The 20,035-nt window shown below is 66.5% G+C and carries 22 protein-coding genes; 8 read left to right on the plus strand and 14 right to left on the minus strand.

The window, feature by feature from the left end:
* The first annotated feature begins 508 nt into the window (after nt 1–508).
* Complete coding sequence (locus tag QFZ83_RS28815; protein ID WP_307511808.1) at nt 509–1,453, plus strand: YcjF family protein; 945 nt, start codon at nt 509–511, stop codon at nt 1,451–1,453.
* 1 nt (nt 1,454) lies between these two features.
* Here the strand turns inward: QFZ83_RS28815 and cueR are convergent, their stop codons facing one another.
* Entirely contained in the window at nt 1,455–1,856 is a 402-nt protein-coding gene (gene cueR, locus QFZ83_RS28820) for a Cu(I)-responsive transcriptional regulator (protein WP_013538501.1), read from the minus strand.
* A complete protein-coding gene (locus QFZ83_RS28825) occupies nt 1,853–2,047 on the minus strand; it encodes a heavy-metal-associated domain-containing protein (protein WP_013538502.1) in 195 nt (64 codons plus the stop codon). Before QFZ83_RS28825 ends, cueR begins: the two co-directional genes overlap by 4 nt.
* A 144-nt stretch (nt 2,048–2,191) precedes the next feature.
* Here QFZ83_RS28825 and QFZ83_RS28830 point away from each other — a divergent pair, with 144 nt between their 5' ends.
* On the plus strand, nt 2,192–4,444 hold the full coding sequence (locus QFZ83_RS28830; RefSeq protein WP_307511809.1) for a cation-translocating P-type ATPase: 2,253 nt from the start codon (nt 2,192–2,194) through the stop codon (nt 4,442–4,444).
* A 125-nt stretch (nt 4,445–4,569) separates the two neighbouring features.
* Here the strand turns inward: QFZ83_RS28830 and QFZ83_RS28835 are convergent, their stop codons facing one another.
* The 5 genes from QFZ83_RS28835 to QFZ83_RS28855 are packed head-to-tail and all read right to left on the minus strand — an operon-like array spanning nt 4,570 to nt 8,749.
* Nucleotides 4,570–5,052 carry a GNAT family N-acetyltransferase gene (locus tag QFZ83_RS28835; protein ID WP_307511810.1) on the minus strand — a complete coding sequence of 161 codons (483 nt, stop codon included), beginning with the start codon at nt 5,050–5,052 and terminating at the stop codon, nt 4,570–4,572.
* Nucleotides 5,053–5,104: 52 nt separating this feature from the next.
* Nucleotides 5,105–6,232 (minus strand): sterol desaturase family protein, encoded by a 1,128-nt coding sequence (locus QFZ83_RS28840; protein ID WP_307511812.1) that lies wholly within the window; start codon nt 6,230–6,232, stop codon nt 5,105–5,107.
* A gap of 35 nt (nt 6,233–6,267) precedes the next feature.
* Nucleotides 6,268–7,569, minus strand: a complete 1,302-nt coding sequence (locus tag QFZ83_RS28845) for a beta-ketoacyl synthase (protein WP_307511814.1) — start codon at nt 7,567–7,569, stop codon at nt 6,268–6,270.
* Nucleotides 7,566–7,850 (minus strand): acyl carrier protein, encoded by a 285-nt coding sequence (locus QFZ83_RS28850; protein ID WP_307511816.1) that lies wholly within the window; start codon nt 7,848–7,850, stop codon nt 7,566–7,568. Before QFZ83_RS28850 ends, QFZ83_RS28845 begins: the two co-directional genes overlap by 4 nt.
* Nucleotides 7,851–7,888: 38 nt before the next feature.
* A complete protein-coding gene (locus tag QFZ83_RS28855) occupies nt 7,889–8,749 on the minus strand; it encodes a carboxylesterase (RefSeq protein WP_307511818.1) in 861 nt (286 codons plus the stop codon).
* A 138-nt stretch (nt 8,750–8,887) separates the two neighbouring features.
* Here QFZ83_RS28855 and QFZ83_RS28860 point away from each other — a divergent pair, with 138 nt between their 5' ends.
* The 3 genes from QFZ83_RS28860 to QFZ83_RS28870 all read left to right on the plus strand — a co-directional run bounded on the left by QFZ83_RS28860 (nt 8,888) and on the right by QFZ83_RS28870 (nt 12,201).
* On the plus strand, nt 8,888–9,577 hold the full coding sequence (locus QFZ83_RS28860; RefSeq protein WP_306881364.1) for a response regulator transcription factor: 690 nt from the start codon (nt 8,888–8,890) through the stop codon (nt 9,575–9,577).
* Entirely contained in the window at nt 9,574–10,953 is a 1,380-nt protein-coding gene (locus QFZ83_RS28865) for a sensor histidine kinase (protein WP_307511820.1), read from the plus strand. The genes QFZ83_RS28860 and QFZ83_RS28865 overlap by 4 nt, the downstream gene beginning before the upstream one ends.
* A 282-nt stretch (nt 10,954–11,235) precedes the next feature.
* Nucleotides 11,236–12,201, plus strand: a complete 966-nt coding sequence (locus tag QFZ83_RS28870; RefSeq protein WP_013541048.1) for an IS110 family transposase — start codon at nt 11,236–11,238, stop codon at nt 12,199–12,201.
* A gap of 45 nt (nt 12,202–12,246) precedes the next feature.
* On the opposite strand, the gene QFZ83_RS28875 is transcribed toward QFZ83_RS28870, so the two are convergent.
* From QFZ83_RS28875 to gstA, 7 genes are all read right to left on the minus strand, one after another.
* Complete coding sequence (locus QFZ83_RS28875; RefSeq protein ID WP_307511821.1) at nt 12,247–12,996, minus strand: VOC family protein; 750 nt, start codon at nt 12,994–12,996, stop codon at nt 12,247–12,249.
* A gap of 5 nt (nt 12,997–13,001) precedes the next feature.
* A complete protein-coding gene (locus tag QFZ83_RS28880; protein ID WP_307511822.1) occupies nt 13,002–13,469 on the minus strand; it encodes a GNAT family N-acetyltransferase in 468 nt (155 codons plus the stop codon).
* Complete coding sequence (locus QFZ83_RS28885) at nt 13,466–13,951, minus strand: RidA family protein (protein WP_307511824.1); 486 nt, start codon at nt 13,949–13,951, stop codon at nt 13,466–13,468. Before QFZ83_RS28885 ends, QFZ83_RS28880 begins: the two co-directional genes overlap by 4 nt.
* Before the next feature lie 69 nt (nt 13,952–14,020).
* Nucleotides 14,021–15,124, minus strand: coding sequence for an alkene reductase (locus tag QFZ83_RS28890; protein ID WP_306883283.1), 1,104 nt, complete (start codon nt 15,122–15,124; stop codon nt 14,021–14,023).
* Between the two features lie 83 nt (nt 15,125–15,207).
* A complete protein-coding gene (locus QFZ83_RS28895) occupies nt 15,208–17,037 on the minus strand; it encodes an acyclic terpene utilization AtuA family protein (protein WP_307511826.1) in 1,830 nt (609 codons plus the stop codon).
* On the minus strand, nt 17,034–17,816 hold the full coding sequence (locus tag QFZ83_RS28900; RefSeq protein ID WP_307511828.1) for an enoyl-CoA hydratase/isomerase family protein: 783 nt from the start codon (nt 17,814–17,816) through the stop codon (nt 17,034–17,036). Before QFZ83_RS28900 ends, QFZ83_RS28895 begins: the two co-directional genes overlap by 4 nt.
* A gap of 141 nt (nt 17,817–17,957) precedes the next feature.
* Nucleotides 17,958–18,566, minus strand: a complete 609-nt coding sequence (gstA, locus tag QFZ83_RS28905) for a glutathione transferase GstA (protein ID WP_013538517.1) — start codon at nt 18,564–18,566, stop codon at nt 17,958–17,960.
* Between the two features lie 191 nt (nt 18,567–18,757).
* Between gstA and QFZ83_RS28910 the strand changes: the two genes are divergently transcribed.
* The 3 genes from QFZ83_RS28910 to QFZ83_RS28920 are packed head-to-tail and all read left to right on the plus strand — an operon-like array spanning nt 18,758 to nt 19,989.
* Complete coding sequence (locus tag QFZ83_RS28910) at nt 18,758–18,943, plus strand: DUF1328 family protein (protein ID WP_013538518.1); 186 nt, start codon at nt 18,758–18,760, stop codon at nt 18,941–18,943.
* Nucleotides 18,943–19,089 (plus strand): hypothetical protein, encoded by a 147-nt coding sequence (locus QFZ83_RS28915; protein ID WP_307511830.1) that lies wholly within the window; start codon nt 18,943–18,945, stop codon nt 19,087–19,089. Before QFZ83_RS28910 ends, QFZ83_RS28915 begins: the two co-directional genes overlap by 1 nt.
* A 12-nt stretch (nt 19,090–19,101) precedes the next feature.
* Nucleotides 19,102–19,989, plus strand: coding sequence for a transglutaminase family protein (locus QFZ83_RS28920; protein WP_307511832.1), 888 nt, complete (start codon nt 19,102–19,104; stop codon nt 19,987–19,989).
* Nucleotides 19,990–20,035 lie beyond the last annotated feature (46 nt).

A 20,035-nucleotide genomic window follows, 5' to 3' on the forward strand; every position in this document is an offset into this window, starting at 1 on the left:
GAGACCGGCGCGGCCTTTCGCGGCCTTTTTTTGGCGCGGCGCTCTTTCTGTCTTCTATTTCTTATTCTTCTTATTCAAATTAGTAGTAGTAGATAAGGGAAGCACTCTTCTGTGGACAGGGCACTTTTTTCCTTATGCGACAACGACTTGTCATTGCTCTGTCACTGTGCGCAGCCGTGCTTCCGGGATGTACCCGCAAAAGGGACAACATCGGGTAACCCGTCGGCCCTGTGGATAACCCATGGCTTGTGCCAGAACTCTCCCCAGAGTTGTCCTTTGACAGGCCCTGGAAAATCTGCGAAAGGCGGTTTTCGGTCGGAAAAATCCAGTGCCTCTTATTTGGGCAATATGTAGATTTCCCTTTGAGATCAACCACTTGCCACGCCCCTACACAGAAGTGCCGACGTTATCCACAGAGTTGCCCAAGTTTTGCGGGGACAACGCGCGAGGAACCTTCGCGCCGGTGGGCAACCCAACGCCGTCCTTCACATTGCAAAAAATTTCGAACATGACACCTTCAGAAACCAAGGCCATCGTGACCCTGAGCCTGCTGGCTGCCTTTGTCGACGGCGAGAAACACGAGCGCGAGCGCGCCGAGATCAAGCGCATTGCGGAGGGCCTGTCGCAAGCCGACGGGTTGAACCTGCCGACGCTCTACCAGGACGTGCTGATGAAGCGTGTGTCGCTGGCCTCGGTGGCGGGTGAGCTGACCAGCAGCGAATCGAAGCAGCTCGCCTATGAAATGGCGGTGTGCGTGTGCGACGCCGACGGCGCGCAATCGGAAGCGGAGCGCATGTTCCTCGTGGATGTGCGCACCTCGCTCGGCCTCGATGCCTCGGCGGCGCGGTTTTCAGAGCAGGCGGAAGAAATTGCCGCGGTGCCTGTCGCGGCTGCAGCGGGAACTGCCGTGACTTCGGTTGCCGCGCCCAACGTGCCGGACAGCGCCGAGCTCGACAAGTCGATCCTCAACGCCTCCATCCTCAACGGCGCGCTCGAGCTCTTGCCCGAGACGCTCTCGACCATGGCAATCATTCCGCTGCAGATGAAGCTGGTCTACCGCATCGGCCAGGCGCATGGCTACCAGCTCGACAGCGGCCACATCAAGGATTTCCTCGCCACCGTGGGTGTGGGCCTGACCTCGCAGTACCTGGAGCAAGCCGGGCGCAAGCTGCTCGGCGGTCTGCTCGGAAAGATGGGCGGCGGTCTGCTGCGCGGGCTGGGCAACCAGGCCGTGAGTTCGGGCATGAGCTTCGCGTCGACCTACGCCCTCGGCCATGTGGCCAAGCGCTATTACGGCGGCGGGCGCACCCTCTCGACGCAGATGCTCAAGGATGCGTTTTCGGGCGTGGTGAAGGAAGGGCAGAGCCTGCAGACGCAATATCTGCCGGCCATTCAAGAGAAGGCCCGCACGCTGGATGCGGGCAAGGTGCTGTCGCTGGTGCGAGGCGCCTGATCTAGGCTTTGCCCAGGTCGTCGAGGATCGGGCAGTCCGGGCGCGCATCGCCGTGACAGCAATGCACGAGGTGCGCGAGCGTGTTGCGCATCGACTGCATGTCCGCGATGCGCTGCTCCAGTTCGCCCAGGTGCTTTTCCGCAACCCGCTTGACGCTCGAACTCGCGCGCCGGCGGTTGTGCCAGAGGCCCACCAGCTCGGCGATTTCTTCCATTGAAAAACCGAGGTCGCGCGAGCGCTTGATGAAGCGCAGCGTGTGCACGTCGGCCTCGCTGTATTGCCGGTAACCGCTGTCGGTGCGCGCCACCGCCGGCAAAAGGCCCAGCCCCTCGTAGTGCCGGACCATGCGCGCCGACACGCCAGAGAGGCGTGCGGCTTCGCCGATGGCGACCTGGACCGTCATTGAACGGCGTAGCCCGCGTTCTCGATCGCGGCCACGATGTCCTTGCGCGGCTGTTCGCTCAGTACGTCGACATGGCCGGTTTCGAGATCGACCGTGACCTGCGCTTCGGGATCGACCGTCTGCACCGCGTTCTGCACCGCGTTCACGCAATGGCCGCAGCTCATGCCCGACACCTGGAATTTCTGGCTCATCGTTCTGGCTCCTTCTTTGGTGGATGAATGAATGATTGAAATGAGCCGCCAGTTTGAACCCTCTCACGATGTCAACGTCCAGCGAAGGGGCACTTCTAATCCGGCCTTGACCTTGCCATGGTGTGAGGCTTTAGTCTCCGGCACATGGAAACCTTGCAGCAACATCCTTCGGCCGCCACTGCCAACGCCACCACGCTGGACATTTCGGTCGGCGGTATGACCTGCGCTTCGTGCGTGATGCGCGTGGAGCGCGCCTTAAAGAACGTGCCCGGCGTGCAGGACGTGAGCGTGAACCTCGCCACCGAGTCGGCCCGCGTGGTGACCACCGATGCCGAAGACATGGACGCACGCTTGCGCCGCGCCGTGCGGGCTGCGGGCTACGAACCGCGTGCCGCAAGCAGCGCGGCCGACGAAGCGGCCGCACTGTCACCGTGGCACGGCTTCGGTCCGGTGGCCATCGGCCTCGCACTGTCGATTCCGCTGCTGGCACCCATGCTCGGCGACCCCTTCGGGCAAGACTGGATGCTGCCGCCCTGGCTGCAATTGCTGCTGGCGGCACCGGTTCAGTTCTGGCTCGGTGCGCGGTTCTATCGCGCGGGCTGGCACGCAGCGAAGGCCCGCACCGGCAACATGGACCTGCTGGTGGCACTCGGCACCAGCGCAGCGTTCGGCCTGTCCCTGTGGCTGTGGTGGCGCTCGGCGACGGGTGAACACGCGGGTCACGGCGAAATGCCGCACCTGTACTTCGAAGCTGCCGCCGTGGTGATCACGCTGGTGCTGCTCGGCAAGTGGCTCGAGGCGCGTGCCAAGCGCCAGGCGACCTCCGCGATTCGGGCGCTGCAGCAACTGCGGCCCGAGGTCGCGCACCTGGTCGGCGCGCGCGGTGAAAGCGATGTGCCGCTTGCCGAGGTGATGGTGGGCGACCGCCTCGCCGTGCGTCCCGGCGAGCGCGTGCCGGCCGATGCGCGCGTGATCGAAGGGCAGTCCGAAGTCGATGAATCGATGCTCACCGGCGAACCGCTGCCGGTGGCCAAGGGACCCGGCGATGCGTTGACGGGCGGCGCTGTCAACGGCGATGGCCGGATGGTGATCGAGGTGAGCGCGATCGGTGCCGAGACCGTGTTGGCGCGGATCATCCGTCTGGTCGAGGACGCACAGGCCGCCAAGGCGCCGATCCAGCGGCTGGTGGACAAGGTGGCGGCCGTCTTCGTGCCCGTGGTACTGGTGATCGCGTTGCTCACGCTGGCGGGTTGGCTGATCGCAGGCGCCGGCATCGAAACCGCGTTGATCTACGCCGTTGCCGTGCTGGTGATCGCCTGCCCTTGTGCGCTGGGCCTCGCAACGCCGGTCGCGGTGATGGCCGGCACCGGCGTGGCCGCCCGGCACGGCATCCTGATCAAGGATGCACGCTCGCTCGAGATTGCGCACCGCGTCGACACTGTGGCTTTCGACAAGACCGGCACGCTGACGTTGGGCCGGCCCGTGCTCACTGCTTTGCTGCCGGTGGCAGGCATCGAAGCCACGGAAGACCAGTTGCTTGCCACCGCCGCCAGTCTTCAAGGCGGCAGCGAACACCCGTTCGCACGCGCCGTGCTCGCGGCCGCTGCGCAACGCGGCGTGCAGGCGCCACCGCTGGGCGCGATGCAGGCCATGCCGGGCCGCGGTGTTCGCGGTGAAGTGAACGGCGCCACCTGGGCCATCGCGAGCCTGCGTTGGTGCCGGGAGCTCGATGCGATGCCCGCGGAAGCCGAGGTCGAGAGCCTGCAGGCGCAAGGCGCCACGGTGTCGGCGCTGTTGCGTTTCGACGAAGCAGGCGCCGCGCATGTGCAGGCCTTGCTGGCCTTCGCCGACGAACCCAAGCCGCAGGCCGCTGAAGCCATTCGCACGCTGCGTGCGCGAGGCTTGCGCGTGGTGATGATCTCGGGCGACAACCTGCGCGCGGCGCAAGCCATGGCGGCGCGGCTCGGCATTGCGATCGAGGATGTGCGTGCCGATGTGTTGCCGGCCGACAAGGCCGCGCAGGTCAGCGCGTTGCGTCGCGACGGCCATGTCGTGGCGATGGTCGGCGATGGCGCCAACGACGCGCCCGCGCTCGCCGCAGCCGATGTAGGCATCGCGATGGCGCCCTCGGGCGGCGGCACCGACGTGGCGATGGAAGCGGCCGGCATCACGCTGATGCGCGGCGACCTCGCGCTGGTGGCGCAGGCGTTCGAACTCTCCGCGCGGACGGTCGCGAAGATCCGGCAGAACCTGTTCTGGGCCTTTGCCTACAACGTGGCCGGCATCCCGCTCGCGGCCTTCGGCTTGCTGAGCCCGGTAGTCGCAGGTGCCGCGATGGCGCTGTCGAGCGTGAGCGTGATGGCGAATGCGTTGCTGTTGCGCCGCTGGAAGCCCTGATACGAATTGGCGATCAATTCACAAGAACCGTTCGGGCTGAGCTTGTCGAAGCCTTGCGCGGCGCTTCGACAAGCTCAGCGTGAGCGGTTTTATCTTTTCGAACGCCTTGGTATGGGCCGTTTTCTTCAGTCGAACAGCAGCGCCATCATGTGGTCGTCGATGGCCTCCGCGTCGCCGGCTCGTTTGTAGAACTTGCGCAGCGTGCCTTCGCGCTGGAAGCCCAGCTTCTCGTAGAAGCGCAGGCCCGGGGCGTTGTCGCTTTCGACGCAGAGCTCGATGCGCTTGACGCCGGCCGCTTTCAGCTCGTCGATGGCCTGGCTCACCATCGCGAGTGCCACGCCTTTGCCGTGCAACGTGGGATCGACGGCCAGCGTGCCCAGGCTGGCCACATGCTGTACCCGACCGGGATAGCGCGTCGCGCGGTAGAAGCCAGCGATGCGCCCGTCGAGTTCATAGACGAAGAAGCGCCGGCTCTCGAGCATCTCCTGATAGATGGGCCGAAATTCTTCGAGCGGCATTGGGTCGTAGCCGAGGTAGGGCACTACCTTCTCGTGCATGTAGAGCGTGAAGACCGCATGGAGGTCTTCGAGGGTGGCGAGCCTGCGCATTGGTGAAAGTCCCGGAGCGATGGAAGCGCCGAGCTTAGCGAGCGACTGCGCCTCAGGCCAGGAGCGCCACCGAGAACGCCAGCAGTGCGCATTGCGCGCACCAGGCCCATCGCAGGCGGATGCGCGAATCCAGCACAGCACCGATGGTCCAGAAACCCGCGATGGCCAATGCAAGGAGTTCGAGGCCCGTGCGGAACACGAGGTCGTCCGCGCCCCACAGGAAAGCAAGCGTCACGCCGATCCATCCGATGAAGTGGATCGTCGCCGAGACGACCTGCGCACGCGTCAGCACCGGATCATGGATGTGCATCGCTTCATCGAGCGAGAACGGCGCTTCCAGGAAACGTGCCGCCACATCGGCCGGCCGCCAGCCCGGCGGCTTGAACCACACCGCGAGCTTGTCGCGCCACCTGCGCGTGTGCCAACTGTCGCGCACGAGCGGCGCATACGGCGCGAGGATCGCCCGCACCGGATCGAAGCTCGCGAGCGCCTTGCGCGTGCCATAGACAGCGCGTTCGTTCTCTTCGGCGAAGGTGCCGAACATGCGGTCCCACACCACGAACATGCCGCCGTAGTTGCGGTCCACGTACCCGTCGTTCACCGCGTGGTGCACGCGATGGTTCGAAGGAGAAGAGAACACGCGGTCGAACCAGCCAAGCTTGCCGATGTGCTCGGTGTGGATCCAGAACTGGTAGACCAGTACGATGAGCCCCGCGATGCCGAACTGCTCGGGCGGCACGCCGACGACCGCCATCGGCAGGTAAAAGGCCCAGCCGAGAAAGGCGACCATGCTCTCCTGCCGCAGCGCGGTCGAGAAGTTGAACTGCTGGCTCTGGTGGTGAACCGAGTGCGCGGCCCAGAACACCGCCGACTCGTGCCCCGCGCGGTGCAGCCAGTAGTCGCAGAAGTCGAACAGCAGCACCGCCGCGATCCAGCCGATGGCGCCGTCCCAGAAGGTGGGCCGTGTCCAGATCGCGACGACCGGGTAGACCATCGCGTAGAGGCCGATCTGGAAGAGCTGCGTGCACACCGCGAGCGCCTGGCTCAACAGGCCCTGGCTCAGGCTGCCGAGCGTGTCGCTGAAGCGGTAGGTGTTGCGGCGCTTGAACCAACCCCATGCGAATTCGCACGCCATGAGCAGCGCGAACACGGGCACGACGAGAACGACCAGCCGATGCACCGCGTTGTGTTTTTCAGCAAGCCTTCAGCGAATCTTCAGCGATCCGGCGCGTCCGATGCATCTGAAGAGAGACCCGCCACGATCACCGCGTTGGTGCCGCCGAAAGCGAAGGAGTTGGAGAGCGCATAGCGGATGCCCTTGGCTTCGCGCGCTTCGCCGCGCACGAAGTCGAGATCGAAAGCGGCATCGGGCGTCTGCAGGTTCGCAATGGGTGGGAGCGATTCGCGCGCCAGTGCGCGCAGCGCGGCAATGAGCTCGATGGCGCCACCGCCGCCGAGCACGTGACCATGAATCGCCTTGGTGGCGCTCACCGGCGTGGCATTGCCGAACACCTCGCGGATCGATGCAGCCTCGGCCGCATCGCCGGCCGACGTGGCGGTGCCGTGCGCGTTGATGTGGCCGATGTCCGAGGCCTCGATGCCGGCATCACGCAACGCGGCGCGCATGGCGCGCACCTGGCCCGCGCTGTCGGGGTTCGTGATGTGGGTGCCGTCGCAGTTGGTGGCGTAGCCCGTGAGCACGAAGGGGGCGGCTTCCGCACCGCGCGCCCGTGCATGCGCCTCGGATTCGATCACCAGCGCGGCAGCGCCTTCACCGATGGCAAAGCCCGCGCGATCACCAGAGAAAGGCCGGCAAGCGGACGACGGTGCATCGGCCGGCGGCGGCGCCATCACGCGCATCGCGTGCCAGCTGGCCATCACGCCGGGCGTGAGCATCGCGTCGTGGCCTCCGACGATGGCAACGTCGATCCAGCCGCCGCGAATCGCGCGCATCGCCTCGCCGATGGCGACAGCCGAGGAGGCGCAGGCACATGCATAGGCGATGGCCGAGCCGCGTGCGCCGAAGTGCAGTGCGAGTTCCGCGACGGCCGCGTTCGGCATCACGGTAAGCACGGTCGTCGGGCGCATGCGCTTCTGCTCGCCGTAGAGCGCGCTGGTCGTGGTGTCGAAGGCGCCAGCGCCCGCAAGTCCGCTGCCCCAGAAGATGCCCAGGCGTTCGGGGTCGACGCTGTCGGCACCGAGTCCCGCCTGCGTGGCCGCGTCCTGTGCGGCAGCGAGCGCCATCGCCGTGCCACGGTCGAGCGGCAAGCGCGAGGTGCTGCGCACGCCGTTGGAATCGAAATCGCAGGCAGCCACGGCGAGCGACATCGGGTCCATGCCCTTGATCTCGAGCGTCTGCGCACGCACGGCCGAGCGGCCTGCGAACAGCGCATCGTCGAAGGCCTCCACGGTGCGGCCGATGGGCGTGACGAAGCCCATGCCGCTCACGCGCACAGGTGCGGATGCCGCACGCGCTGCAGACGCAGCCAGCACGGCGTGCGCGGCACCGCTGCTCATGCGTGGGCCACCTCAGCCGCAGGTGCAACCACGCCGCTGCTCTCGGTATCGATCACCTCGCACAGGCGCTGCAGCGTGATGCCGGCTTCGCGCGGGTCGAGCCGGTCCTCGGGAATGCGCAGATGGAACGCGTCTTCCACCGCGAAGACGAACTCCATCAGCGCGAGCGAATCGAGGCCGAGGTCGGTCAGCACGGTGGCGGGCGAGATGGCGCTGCGATCGACCTTGAAGTCGGTCTCCAGGATCGTCGCGATGCTGTTGAAGGTGGGCGAGGAGGACATGGGCTGTGTTCCTTTCAGGTGTGTTCGTTCGTGCGAACTCATGCGTACAGGGGATGCGCGGGCATCGTGCCGTGTGCGACCGCATCGGCGAACGACACGGTTTCGCGCACGACCTGCTGGCGGTCGTTGTCGATCGTGATCATGTGGTAGCTGTTGGCCACGACCACGGTGCGGAATGCGCGGCAGCGCAGGCCGCGCGCGAGGATGCCCAGGTTGGCCACGCTGGCCACCTCGTCCTGCTGGGCATGCAGCGCGAGCACGTTGTCGCACTGCACGGCGTTCAGGTTGCGACGCACATGGCGAATCAACCGGTCGTGTTCGCGCAGGTGATCGACGCCGAGCACCGAGCAGCCCGCGCGCGAGATCTTGCGGTGGCGCAGTTCGCGCTCGATCCAGGCGCGCACGCGTTCGTTCTTCACGCCATAGGGCGGCCGTTCGCGGTATTGCCAGAGGCGCCCGAGCGGCGTGTAGAACGCGAGCGGCAGCAGGAACTGCGTGCGCGGAATCGCCCAACCGTCGAAGCGCAGCGTGGTCGACATGAGCACCAGCGCATCGACATCGCGACCGCAGCGGATGGCCGCGCCCAGCGCGAGCGAGGAGCCGGCGGAGATGCCGACCAGCATCACGCAGTCGTGCTGCTCGCGCAGCGCCTTCACTTGGGCCTGGATGGCGTCGAGCCAGCGTTCGTACGGCGCGGCGTGCTGCATCGGCGCATTGGCATCGAAGGAGTAGCCGTCGATCGACAGCGGATGGACCGCATACCCCCGGGCGCGCAATGCCGATTGCACGGTCAGCAGCTCGTCAGGCGTGCTGCATAAACCATGCAGGAGGACCACCGCGGTGCGTTGCACCTCGGGGGGAACCAGGCTCAGCTCATCGGAGGCGTCACGTGCGCTCATCGTGTGGCGCCGGCCATGAAAATGGCCCGTGTTTCATGCTGCTGTCGTATGCTCATGCAACGACTATCGTGTGGAGCTACTGACCGGCCCCTGACCCATCCATTCAGCAACTCTTCACACTTCCACACCCCCACCACCATGCGAATCCTGCTTGTCGAAGATGACGCCGTACTGCGCGATGTGATGCTGCGCAGCCTGGCGGACGCGGGCCACCGGGTCGATGTGTCGACCAACGTCGAAGACGCCGACCACCTCTGGCGCGTGCAACCCTTCGATGCAGTGCTGCTCGACCTCAACCTGCCGGCCACCGCAAGCCCCACGAGCGGTCTTGCAAGCGGCCTCACCGCATTGCGACAGGCACGTGCGCGCGGCGACCGCACGCCGGTGCTGGTGCTCACCGCGCGCGGCCGCACCGAAGAGCGCATCGCCGGGCTCGATGCAGGTGCCGACGACTACCTGGGCAAGCCCTTCGATCTCGCCGAAGTCGAAGCACGCCTGCGTGCGCTGGTGCGCCGCGCGAAAGGCACCGAAGACATCGTGCTGCTCGGCCAGCTCAAGCTCGACCGCAAGGCGCGCCGCTTCTCCACCTCGGGCGGTCCGCTCGACCTGCCCGCGCGCGAGTTCGAGGTGCTGTGGGAGCTGATGAGCCCGCCCGGCCGCACGGTCAGCAAGCGTGCGCTATCCGACAAGCTCTCCAGCTTCGATGAATCGCTGGGCGACAACGCACTCGAAGCCTTCATCTCGCGTTTGCGCAAGAAGCTGCTCGGCACCGGTGCGAGCATCCGCACCCTGCGCGGCATCGGCTACCTGCTCGAAGCCGAGGTGTGACGGACAGCACTGCTGCCCCGATCGCACCGTCGCTCACGCGGCGGGTCCTGCGCAATGTGCTGGTGCCGCTGGCACTCACGTGGATGGTCGGCGCGGTGATCGCGCTGGTCATCGCCAACTACTTTTCCGAACGGGCCTTCGATCGCGGCATGCTCGACGATGCGTATGCGCTGTCGGCCAACGTGCAGGCGGGGGAACGCGGCATCGAGTTGCTGCTCACGCCGCGCGAAGTGGCCACGGTGCTGTTCGACCAGGTGGACAAGATCTACTTCTCGGTGCAGCGGCTCGATGGCACGCTGATCTCGGGCGAATCGGACCTGCAGGCGCCGCTGCCCGTGAACGGCGCGCGCTACCGTTTCTCCGACGTGACCTACCAGGGCAAGGCGATGCGCGCGGTGACGCTCGATCACGACGCCGAGCCCGGCATCGCCATGCCCTACCGCGTGGTGATCGCGCAGACCACGCTGAGCCGCACCGCGCTCGTGCGGCAACTGCTCGGCTTTGCATTGGCGCCGCAGATCCTGCTCTTGGTGTTGCTGGCCGTGTGGCTCTGGTACGGCATTCGCAGCGACCTGCGGCCGCTCGGCGACCTGCAGCGCGCGCTCGACCGGCGCGACGTGCGCGATCTGTCTCCGGTGGCGGTGGCGCAGACCTCGCGCGAACTGCAGCGCCTGGGCAACGCGGTCAATTCGCTGTTCGAGCGGCTGGGCCACAGCGTGCAGGCGCAGCGTGAGTTCGTGGGCAACGTGGCGCATGAGTTGCGCACGCCGCTCGCGGGCATCCGTGCGCTGGCCGAGTACGGTCTCGCGCAGCACGACACCACCGTCTGGCGCGAGCAGCTCGAGCGCGTGTCGGAACGCCAGGCGCGCGCGAGCCACCTGATCGACCAGCTGCTCGCGCTTGCCTTGGCGGAAGAAGCGCGCACCAGCCTCGCTCGCGCGCCGGTGCGTCTCGATGTGCTGGCCGAGCAAACGGTGCTGCGGCATCTCGCGCGTGCGGATGCGCGGGGCGTGGACCTCGGTGCGCGCGGCCTCGATGACGGCGTGATCGTGATGGCGAACGAAGCGCTGGTCGAAGGCATCCTCGACAACCTGATCGACAACGCGCTGCGCTATGGCGGCCGCACGATCACGGTGGAGCTGGCTGGGCGCACGCTGAGCGTGATCGACGATGGGCCCGGGATTCCGCTCGAAGCACAGCGTGACCTGATGCAGCGCTGGGCGCAGGGCCCCGCCGGTGAGAAGCTGGGGCAGGGCTCGGGGCTGGGGCTGTCGATCGTGTCGCGCTATGCGGAACTGCTGGGCGCCGAGCTGCGGCTCGAAGCGGCCGAACCCGTGGGCTTGCGCGTGAGCGTCGCGTTCGGCGAAGTGGCCTAGCGCTGTCTTGCTCCTTCCCCTCCCGGGGGAAGGCTGGGATGGGGGCAGGCCTTCGATTGGGCGCCGAGTTTCTCGCGGAGGCCGTCGTCCCCCACCCCGACCCTTGTATGTAGCAAAGTAGCGCTTGGCCGGCACAGGCCGATCGACCCAGGGTAGGCCTTCATGGTCATACCGAGGGGGAGCGAGGGTCGTGCCGGCCGACCTCGGTTCGTAGTGAACAGGCAGCCCGAACGGTTGTGAGGTCTGAGAGACCGCATCGAACACAAGGAAGGGCGCTGTGTCATGAACGACGAAATCTTTATCGGTATCGACGTATGCAAGGCCTGGCTGGACGTGGCACAAGTGCCCGCCTTGGCTGCAGGTGAAGCCAGTGCATTTGCTTTGCGCGTGGACAACGAGGATGGTGCCCGTGCCGTTCTCGTGGAGCAACTCAAACGGCTGCGACCCACGCTGGTGGTGCTGGAAGCCACGGGTGGCTTTGAAACTGCGCTGGCAAGCCAGTTGTGCCTGGCCGGCGTTCCCGTGGCGGTGGTCAATCCGAAGCGGGTGCGCGACTTTGCCCGCGCCGCGGGCATCCTGGCCAAGACCGACAAGCTGGACGCGCAGGTGCTCGCGGTATTTGCCCAACGCATGCGCCCGCAGGTGCATGCACTGCCTGACGAGGCGCAGCAGGAACTTACCGAGCTGGTGGACCGGCGCGCGCAACTGGTGGCGATGCGAGCGCAGGAGAAGGCGCGCCTGACCACGGTCAAGCCGGTTGCGCGCAAGAGCGTGCGCGAGCACATCGCGTGGCTCGATGCACGCATCAGGCAGATCGAGCGTGACCTGGACGGGCGCTTGAAGGACTCGCCTCTGTATCGGCCCAAATACGACCTTCTGGACAGCGTGCCGGGCGTGGGACGGGTGACGATCACCACCTTGCTCAGCCGCATGCCCGAGCTGGGCACGCTGGAGAGAAAGCGCATCGCTGCGCTGGCGGGCGTCGCCCCGTTTGCCGACGACAGCGGCAAGCGCCGTGGCCAGAGGTACATCCAGGGCGGGCGCGCAGACGTGCGCTGCGTGCTGTACATGGCCGCGCTCAGCGCAGCGCGATGCAACCCCGTGATCAAGGCGATGTACGAGCGCCTGCGCGCCGCCGGCAAGCCCTTCAAGGTTGCCATCACCGCCTGCATGCGCAAGCTGCTCGTCATTCTCAACGCCATGCTCAAGTCCGAGCAGCCCTGGCGCACTGACCCGATTGCTCGGTAGGTATTGACACGGTTGCTCCCCCGGAAGGGGAGGGAGAAAAACCAGCTACAGCGGCGTGCCCTGGTGAAACACCATGCGCCATCTGCCGCGCCGCAGTCGCCACAGTGAGCTGCGAAGCGAATTGGCTGCAGCACGCTCCGGTATCGCGGCACGGTGCGCGCGGTAGGTGACCAGCGCGATATCAGGCGCCATGCGCTGCACGCGGAATTCCGACATCGTTCGCTCCGAGAAGGCTTCGTCGCGCAGTGCATCGATGATCGCGGGCCGTGTCCATTCCGTGCCCGACACGCCAAGCTCGCGGAAGTCGTCGTCGAGCAGTTCTTCGAGCTGCGCAGCACTCGCTCGCACCTCGCGCAGATGCAGGGCGCCTTCGAGTTTCAGCAGCAGCGTGTCGAGGTTTTCGGTCGGCTCGGCTTCATAGAGCTCGAGCGGAAGGCCGTCGGGATCGGCGAAGAAAGTGAAGCGTCGGCCGGTGTATTCGTCGACGCGCAGTGGCTCCACCGCGATGCCTTGCGCCGCGAGTTCATCGGCCGCGGCCTGCACATCGTGCACTTCGAAGGACAGATGGCGCAGCCCCTGCGCTTCGGGCCGTGTGGGGCGTGCGGGTGCTTCGGGAAACGAGAACAGCTCGATCTGCGACCCGTCGAGCAGCGCGAGATCGAGCTTGTACGAAGCGCGCGCGGCGCGGTAGTTCTCCGCGACGATGCGCAGGCCGAGCACCTCGGTGTAGAAGTGCTTCGAGCGTGCGTAGTCGGCGCAGATGATGGCGACGTGGTGAATGCGGGCGAGCTGCATGGCGGTCACTTCTTCAGGGGCTTGCGCAGGAAGACGCGAGTGCGCTCCGCAAAGGCGAGGCGCTTGTATTCGACATAGCCGATGCGTTCGTAGAGCGCGCGGTTCTCGGTCATCTTCTCGTTGGTGAAGAGGTAGATCGAATCGTGGCCCTGGCGCAGCGCCTCGCGTTCCGCAAGCTCGAGCAGGGCGCGGCCGACGCCGGTGCCCTGGTGCGCGGGCCGCACTGCGATCACGTCGACGAGGAAGCCCTCGTCGATGATGTCGAGCACCAGCGCGGCAACGACTTCGTCCTGCTGGGTGGCCACCCAGACCTGTGCGTTCGCGATGGCGGCGCCGTAGTCCTTGGTCATCGGAGTCGGCATGAGGCCGAGACGTGGAATGTAGTGGCGGAAGGCCTCGACCGCGCAGGTGGTGATGGATGCCGCATCGCTCGCTTCGGCTCGTCTCAGCACCCAAGGTGCGACGCCGCTCACGCGTCGAACTCCACCTCGCCCTCGATTTCGACCGGAATGTTGAACGGCAGCTCCGCCATGCCCACGGCGCTGCGCGCATGCGCGCCGACATCGGGCCCGAAGAGCTCGAGGATGAGGTCCGAGAAGCCGTTGATCACCGCCGGTTGCTTGTCGAAGCCGGGCGCCGAGGCGACCATGCCGAACACGCGCGTCCACGCGGTGATGCGATCGAGGTCGCCGAGGGCGCGTTGCAGGCTGCCGAGCACCGCAAGGGCCGTGAGGCGAGCGGCCGCATAGCCTTGCTCGACGCTCACCTCGCGCCCGAGCTTGCCGAGCGGCGAGGCGATGCTGCCGTCGGAATTGAGCGGACCATGCCCCGAGATCAATGCGCGCCGGCCGATGAGCCGCACGAATTGGAAAGGCAGCACGACGCCAGGTGGCGGCGTCACGGTCGGGGGAAGAACGAGGCCGAGTGCGGCCAGTCGTTGCGCGATGCGGGCCATGGCATTTCTCTCCTGTGGCTGGACGCGGGGACGTGAAAAGTCCGCCGCATCTTGCCATGGCCGAGGGTGTCAGCCGAGTGCCGGATAGTCCGTGTAGCCCTTCGCGCCGCCGCCGTACATGGTGGCCTTGTCGAGCTCGTTCAGCGGTGCGTTTTCGCGCAGGCGCCGCACGAGGTCGGGGTTCGAGATGAAGGGCTTGCCGAAGGCCACGAGGTCGTCGCCTTCCTTCACGGCTTCGTCGGCCAGCGGCTTGTCGTAGCCGTTGTTGACCATCCATGCGCCCTTGCCGCCGGCTTCGCGGTACGCGGCCTTGAGGGCTTCGTAGTCGAAGGGACGGTCCTCGATCTCGCGCGGGCCGCCGGTGGCGCCTTCGATGATGTGGATGTAGGCGAGGTTCAGTTGCGCGAGTTGCTTCACTACATAGGTGAAGAGCGGCTGCGGGTCGCTGTCGTGCACGTCGTTGGCGGGCGTGACGGGCGACAGGCGGATGCCGGTCTTGCCGCCGCCCACCGCGTCGACCACGGCACGCGTCACTTCGAGCAAGAGGCGCGCGCGGTTCTGGATGGAGCCGCCGTAGTCGTCGGTGCGCTTGTTGCTGCCGTTCTTCAGGAACTGGTCGAGCAGGTAGCCGTTGGCGCCGTGCACCTCGACACCGTCGAAGCCGGCGGTTTCGACCGCGCTGCGCGCCGCGACGGCATAGGCGTGGACGATGCCCGGCAGTTCACCGGCATCGAGTGCGCGCGGCTCGGAGGTCTCGACGAAGGTCGGCACGCCGTCCTTGATGAGCACCGTCTTGGTCTTGGCGGTGATGGCCGAGGGGGCGACAGGCTTACCGCCATCGGGTTGCAGTTCGGTGTGCGAGACGCGGCCCACGTGCCAGAGCTGCACGACGATCTTTCCGCCCTTGGCATGCACCGCTTCGGTCACGCGCTTCCACGAATCGAGCTGTTCGGTGCCGTAGAGGCCGGGCACGTCGGAATAGCCCTGGCCCTGGTGGCTGATGGCCGTCGCTTCGGTGATCAGCAGACCGGCGGTGGCGCGCTGTGCGTAGTAGGTGACGGCCAGATCGGGCGGCACGGCATTGGGCGAACGGTTGCGCGTCAGCGGCGCCATCACGATGCGGTTGGCGAGCTTCAGGTCGCCGGCCTGTACGGGGTCGAAAAGGGTGGTCATCGTGAAAGAAGGGTTGAAACAGAGAGGCGCAAGGCTAAGCGCCCGGCCTCAACCCTGCTGTCGCACGGTTGTCCCGATTGGTGCTATGGGAGCAGCGCCAGCAGCGCGGCGCTCACGCGCACCGGCACCGCGAGCAGGATCTGCCCCATGCCCTTGCCCAGCGGGTCGTTGCGCAGCGACGCCATGCCGCCGCCGCCCAGCGCCGCTTCGCAGACGAAGTTGAAGGCATCGATGCCGGGCACCTCGTAGCGGGTGACGCGGCCCTTGACGAGGTGCGCGAGCCATTCGGCCACGCGCGCTTCGGTGAGCTGTTCGCGCAAGAGCGGCAGCAGGGCGGGGTGGCGCGCGATGACGCCGATGTTCGAGGTGTCGCCCTTGTCGCCGCTGCGAGCCCAGGCGAGGCGGATGAGGGGCACTTCGACGGTGTCCGCGGGCTCGGGTGCCGGTTCGTGTTGCGTGGCGTTTGCGGGCCGGGGCGCGGGCATGTCGGCCGCTGCGGGCGCGAGGGTGCGTGGCACATCGATGCGCTGCCCGTCGAGGTTCAGGCTGGCCTCCACCTGCGACTTGTCGAGCAGGAAGGCGTACTGCCGGATCGACGGCGACACCGACGCCCGCCCGCCGCCCGCGCCAGTGGTGCCTGGAGACCACGAGGTGCCGGCCGGCGCCACCTCGCGCGCGAACAGCTCGAGCGCTTCTTTGCGCGGATGCGTCACTGCGAGCCGCAGCACCACCTCGCGCGTCTGCAGCACCTGTGCATTCGCATGCAGGCCGTAGCAGGACTCGGCACCGAGCATCTCGATGTGCGTGGCGCTGTAAGGACCGAAGCCCAACTGCGTGAAGAGCTCGCCGGTGCGCGCGAAGATCGCCTCGCCCGTGCGCCTAGCCTTCGCGGCCGCATCGAAGCCCACGATGGTGAGCTGCGCCGCGGTCTTGAAGCCGTCGACATACGTGGCGCTCACCTTGTAGCTTGCGGTCGGTGCACGGCCGCGCGCGCCGTGCACGCGCACACGGTGTTCGCCGGCCTGCTCGATGCGCACCTGCGTGAAGTCGGCCGTCACGTCGGGCAGCAGGTACGCCGCGGGGTCGCCGATTTCATAGAGCATCTGCTCGCCCACCACCGCGGGCACGAGCTTGCCGCCGGTGCCCGCGGGCTTGGTGACAACGAAGCTGCCGTCCGCGCTGCATTCGACGATCGGATAGCCGATATGCGGCCAGTCGGGCACCGTGTCCCAGTCGGTGTGCAGGCCGCCGGTCGCCTGGCAGCCGCATTCGATGATGTGGCCCGCAAGGCTGCCGACGGCGAGCAGGTCGTGGTCGCCGGGCTGCCATTTGAATTCGTGCATCAGCACGCCGAGCGTGACGGCCGAATCCACGCAGCGGCCGGTGATGACGACCTGCGCGCCCGCGTCGAGCGCTGCCTGGATCGGCCGTGCGCCGAGGTACGCATTCGCGGTGAGCACGCGTTCGGGCAGCGCCGCGCCGCTCTGCAGTTCGCGCACCGGCGGCTGGGCTTGGCGAAGTTGCGGCAGCAGCGCGGAGACGTCGTCGCCGCTCACCACCGCGATCTTCAGTTCGATGCCTTGCTCTTTCGCGAGCGCCGCCAATGCGTCGGCGCAGCCTTGGGGATTCACGCCGCCCGCGTTGCTCACGACGCGGATGCCTTGTTTCACGACATCCTTGAGCACCGACTTCATCGCGACCGAAACGAAGTCGGTCGCATAGCCGAGTTCCGGCTTCTTGAGCCGCGCGCCCGCGAGGATCGACATCGTGAGTTCGGCGAGGTAGTCGAACACGAGGTAGTCGATCTGTCCGCTGGCCACGAGCTGCGGCGCGCCCACGCTGCTGTCGCCCCAGAAGCCCGAGGCGCCGCCGATGCGGACGATGCGTTCGTTGTCGTTGCTGCTGTCGTTCATCGCCCGCTCCAATGCGGCTTGCGCTTCTCGCGGAAGGCGAGCTGTCCTTCGGCTGCATCTTCGGTGAGCGCGAAGAGACCGATCTGGCTTTCGGTGAACGCCATCGATTCCTCGAAGGCCATCGCCTCGATCTTCTTCATCGTGTAGAGGCCGCGGCGGATGGCGGCGGGCGACTTGTCGAGCATGCGGCCGAGCAGCCAGTCAACGCTTTCATCGACGTCGTCGCTCGTGCGGTTGATCAGTCCATGTTCCAGCGCTTGCGCAGCGGTGATGGGCTCGCCGGTGATGCACATCTCGGCCAGCACGCGGCGCGGCAACAGGCCGTCGAGCACGCTGAGCACCTGCGCGGGAAAGAGGCCGACCTTCACCTCGGGCAGGCCGAACACGGCGCTGTGGCTGGCCACGGCCATGTCGCACATCGCCATGATCCCCATGCCGCCGGCCATGCATGCGCCGTTGACGCGCGCGATGAGTGGCACGGTCGATTGCCGCGCCTGGCGGAAGAGGTTGGCGAAGCCCTGGTAGGGCTCGGCGTAGTCGAACTTGAAGGAGGTACCGCTTTGCAGGTCGGCGCCCGCGCAGAAGGCGCGCGTGCCGGTGCCGGTGATGACGACCGCGCGCACGGCAGCGTCCGCATTAGCGCGTGCCAGTGCTTCGGACAGGCGCGCGAGCACGGCGGCGTTGATCGCATTGCGCCGCGCCTCGCGGTCGATGGTGAGCCACATCACGGGCCCGCGCATCTCTTCGCGCAGTTCGACGGTGGGAGGGGTTTCGGCCATGGCGCTGGGTTCCTTCGGTGTCTGGAGTTGCTGCCCCTAGCGTGACGCGAAAAAAAAGCCGCATCGTGCGGCTTGTGGCTGAAGCGGGCCGGGTTTTCCCGTAGGAGGCCCGGCCGCTCCACTGCTTCTGTGAGCTTCGGTTTACTTCAGCAGGCCTTCGGCCTTCATCGCTTCCTGCACCGCCGGACGGGCCGCCACGCGCGCATGCCAGGCCTGCACGTTGGCGAATGCCGAGATGTCGACGCCGGTCGGCTTGGTCCAGTTGGTCACGGTGAACAGGTAGCCGTCGGCCACGCTGAAGTGCTCGCCCATCAGGTACTGCTTGTCGGCGAGCTGCCCGTCGAGCCATTCGTAGCGCGACTTGAGCTTGTCCTTGAAGATGGTCTTGGCTTCCTCGGGCATGTTCGGGTTGAACAGCGGGCTGTAGCCCTTGTGCATCTCGGTGCCGATGAAGGTGAGCCACTCCTGCAGGCGATAGCGCTGCAGCGTGCCGTTGGCCGGCGCGAGGTTCTTGGTGGGGGCGAGGTCGGCGATGTATTGCACGATGGCCGGGCCTTCGCGCAGGCGCGTGCCGTCGTCCAGTTCGAGCATCGGCACGTAGCCCAGCGGGTTGATGCCGTAGTAGTCGGTGCCGTCCTGCAGCTTGTGGCTCTTGGTGCTGGCCATCACCGGTTCGAAGGCAAGGCCCGCTTCGTGCAGCGCGATATGGGGCGAAAGGGAACAGGCACCGGGCGAGTAATACAGCTTCATTCGAAATGACTCCAGGGAAATGGATGGGATGGCGAGGTTGATCTTTATGGGAAACCGCCGGGGATGCTAGCGGGTTTGGCGGCATCGCGTTTTTGTCCTACGGTGGCTTGGGGCCCGTGACTATCAAGGCGGCGAAGCGCGCTTTCTAAGCTCCCCGCACGGTGGGCGAGGCCCGCTGCAAGGAGTTTCGGATGTTGAAGTACGCGATTATTTTTGCGGTCATTTCGCTTGTCGCCGGCCTGCTCGGTTTCGGTGGCGTGGCTGCGGGCGCGGCCGGTATTGCCAAGCTGCTGTTCGGCCTGTTCCTCGTGCTGGCGGTGCTCTTCGTGGTGCTCGCAGCGCTTGGTGTGGGCGCGGTGAAAAAGGCGCTGGACTGATGCAGCGTCCGAGGACGAAGTGGCCGCAGGCGCGGTCGCTCGACATGCTGCTGCAGAGCCCCGCGCACCGCGTGGTGCGGGTGCTGCTCGTGACGCAAACACACTGGCAATTGCCTGAACACCGCTCGCGGCGACGACGGGCCTGAAAAAAGAACCCCATGCACATCTCCCACATCGACGCGCAACTCGACTATGAGGTGACGGCGCCCGCGCACATGCTGCTCAACATCGAGGCCGCGCGCTCCGGCGCACAGGCGGTGGTCGAGGAGACGCTGACCATCGAGCCGCCGACCGAGATGCAGGTGTTCTGCGACGAGGGCAGCGGCAATCGCTTCATCCGCTTCGATGCGAAGCCCGGGCCGCTGAAGATCGGCTACAGGGCGACGGTGCAGCGCTCGCACGTGCACGTGCCACCGGACCTCTGCGAGGTGCCGGTCAATGAAGTGCCCGACGAGGTGCTGCATTACATGATGCCGACGCGCTACTGCGAGTCGGATCTGATGTCGCGCTGCGCGCAGCAGCTCTTCGGCGAACTGCCGCCGGGCATCGGCCGCGTGCAGGCGATCGTCGATTGGATCTACGAAAGCATCGCCTACGAACCTGGCAGCACCGACTCGACCACGACCGCGCGTGAGGTGTTCGTGGAACGCGCGGGCGTGTGCCGCGACTTCGCGCACCTGGGCATCACTTTCTGCCGTGCCCTCAACATTCCGGCGCGGCTGGTGGTGGGCTATGTGTGGTTCGACGAGCCGCCGCAGGATTTCCATGCGGTGTTCGAAGCCTGGCTCGGTGGGCAGTGGGTGCTGTTCGATCCGACCCGCATGGCGCCGGTCGACCGGCTGGTGCGCGTAGGCACGGGGCGCGACGCGAAGGACGTTGCCTTCTGCACGATCTTCGGCGCGGTGCGGATGACGGACAAGAAGCTCGTGGTGCGCGAGCTGCAGGACGAAAGCGTTCCACCGCCGGCCGCGCCGGCGCCTAGCGGCGCGCTGGTCGGCATCGAAAAGCCGGTGCCGGTGACCCAACTGGCTGAAACCGCCGCCTGACAACGATAGTTTGCTATTAAATACATAGCAAACTATCAAACAACCA

This window comes from Variovorax sp. W1I1, from assembly GCF_030815625.1.
Classification (GTDB): Bacteria; Pseudomonadota; Gammaproteobacteria; order Burkholderiales; family Burkholderiaceae_C; genus Variovorax; species Variovorax paradoxus_C.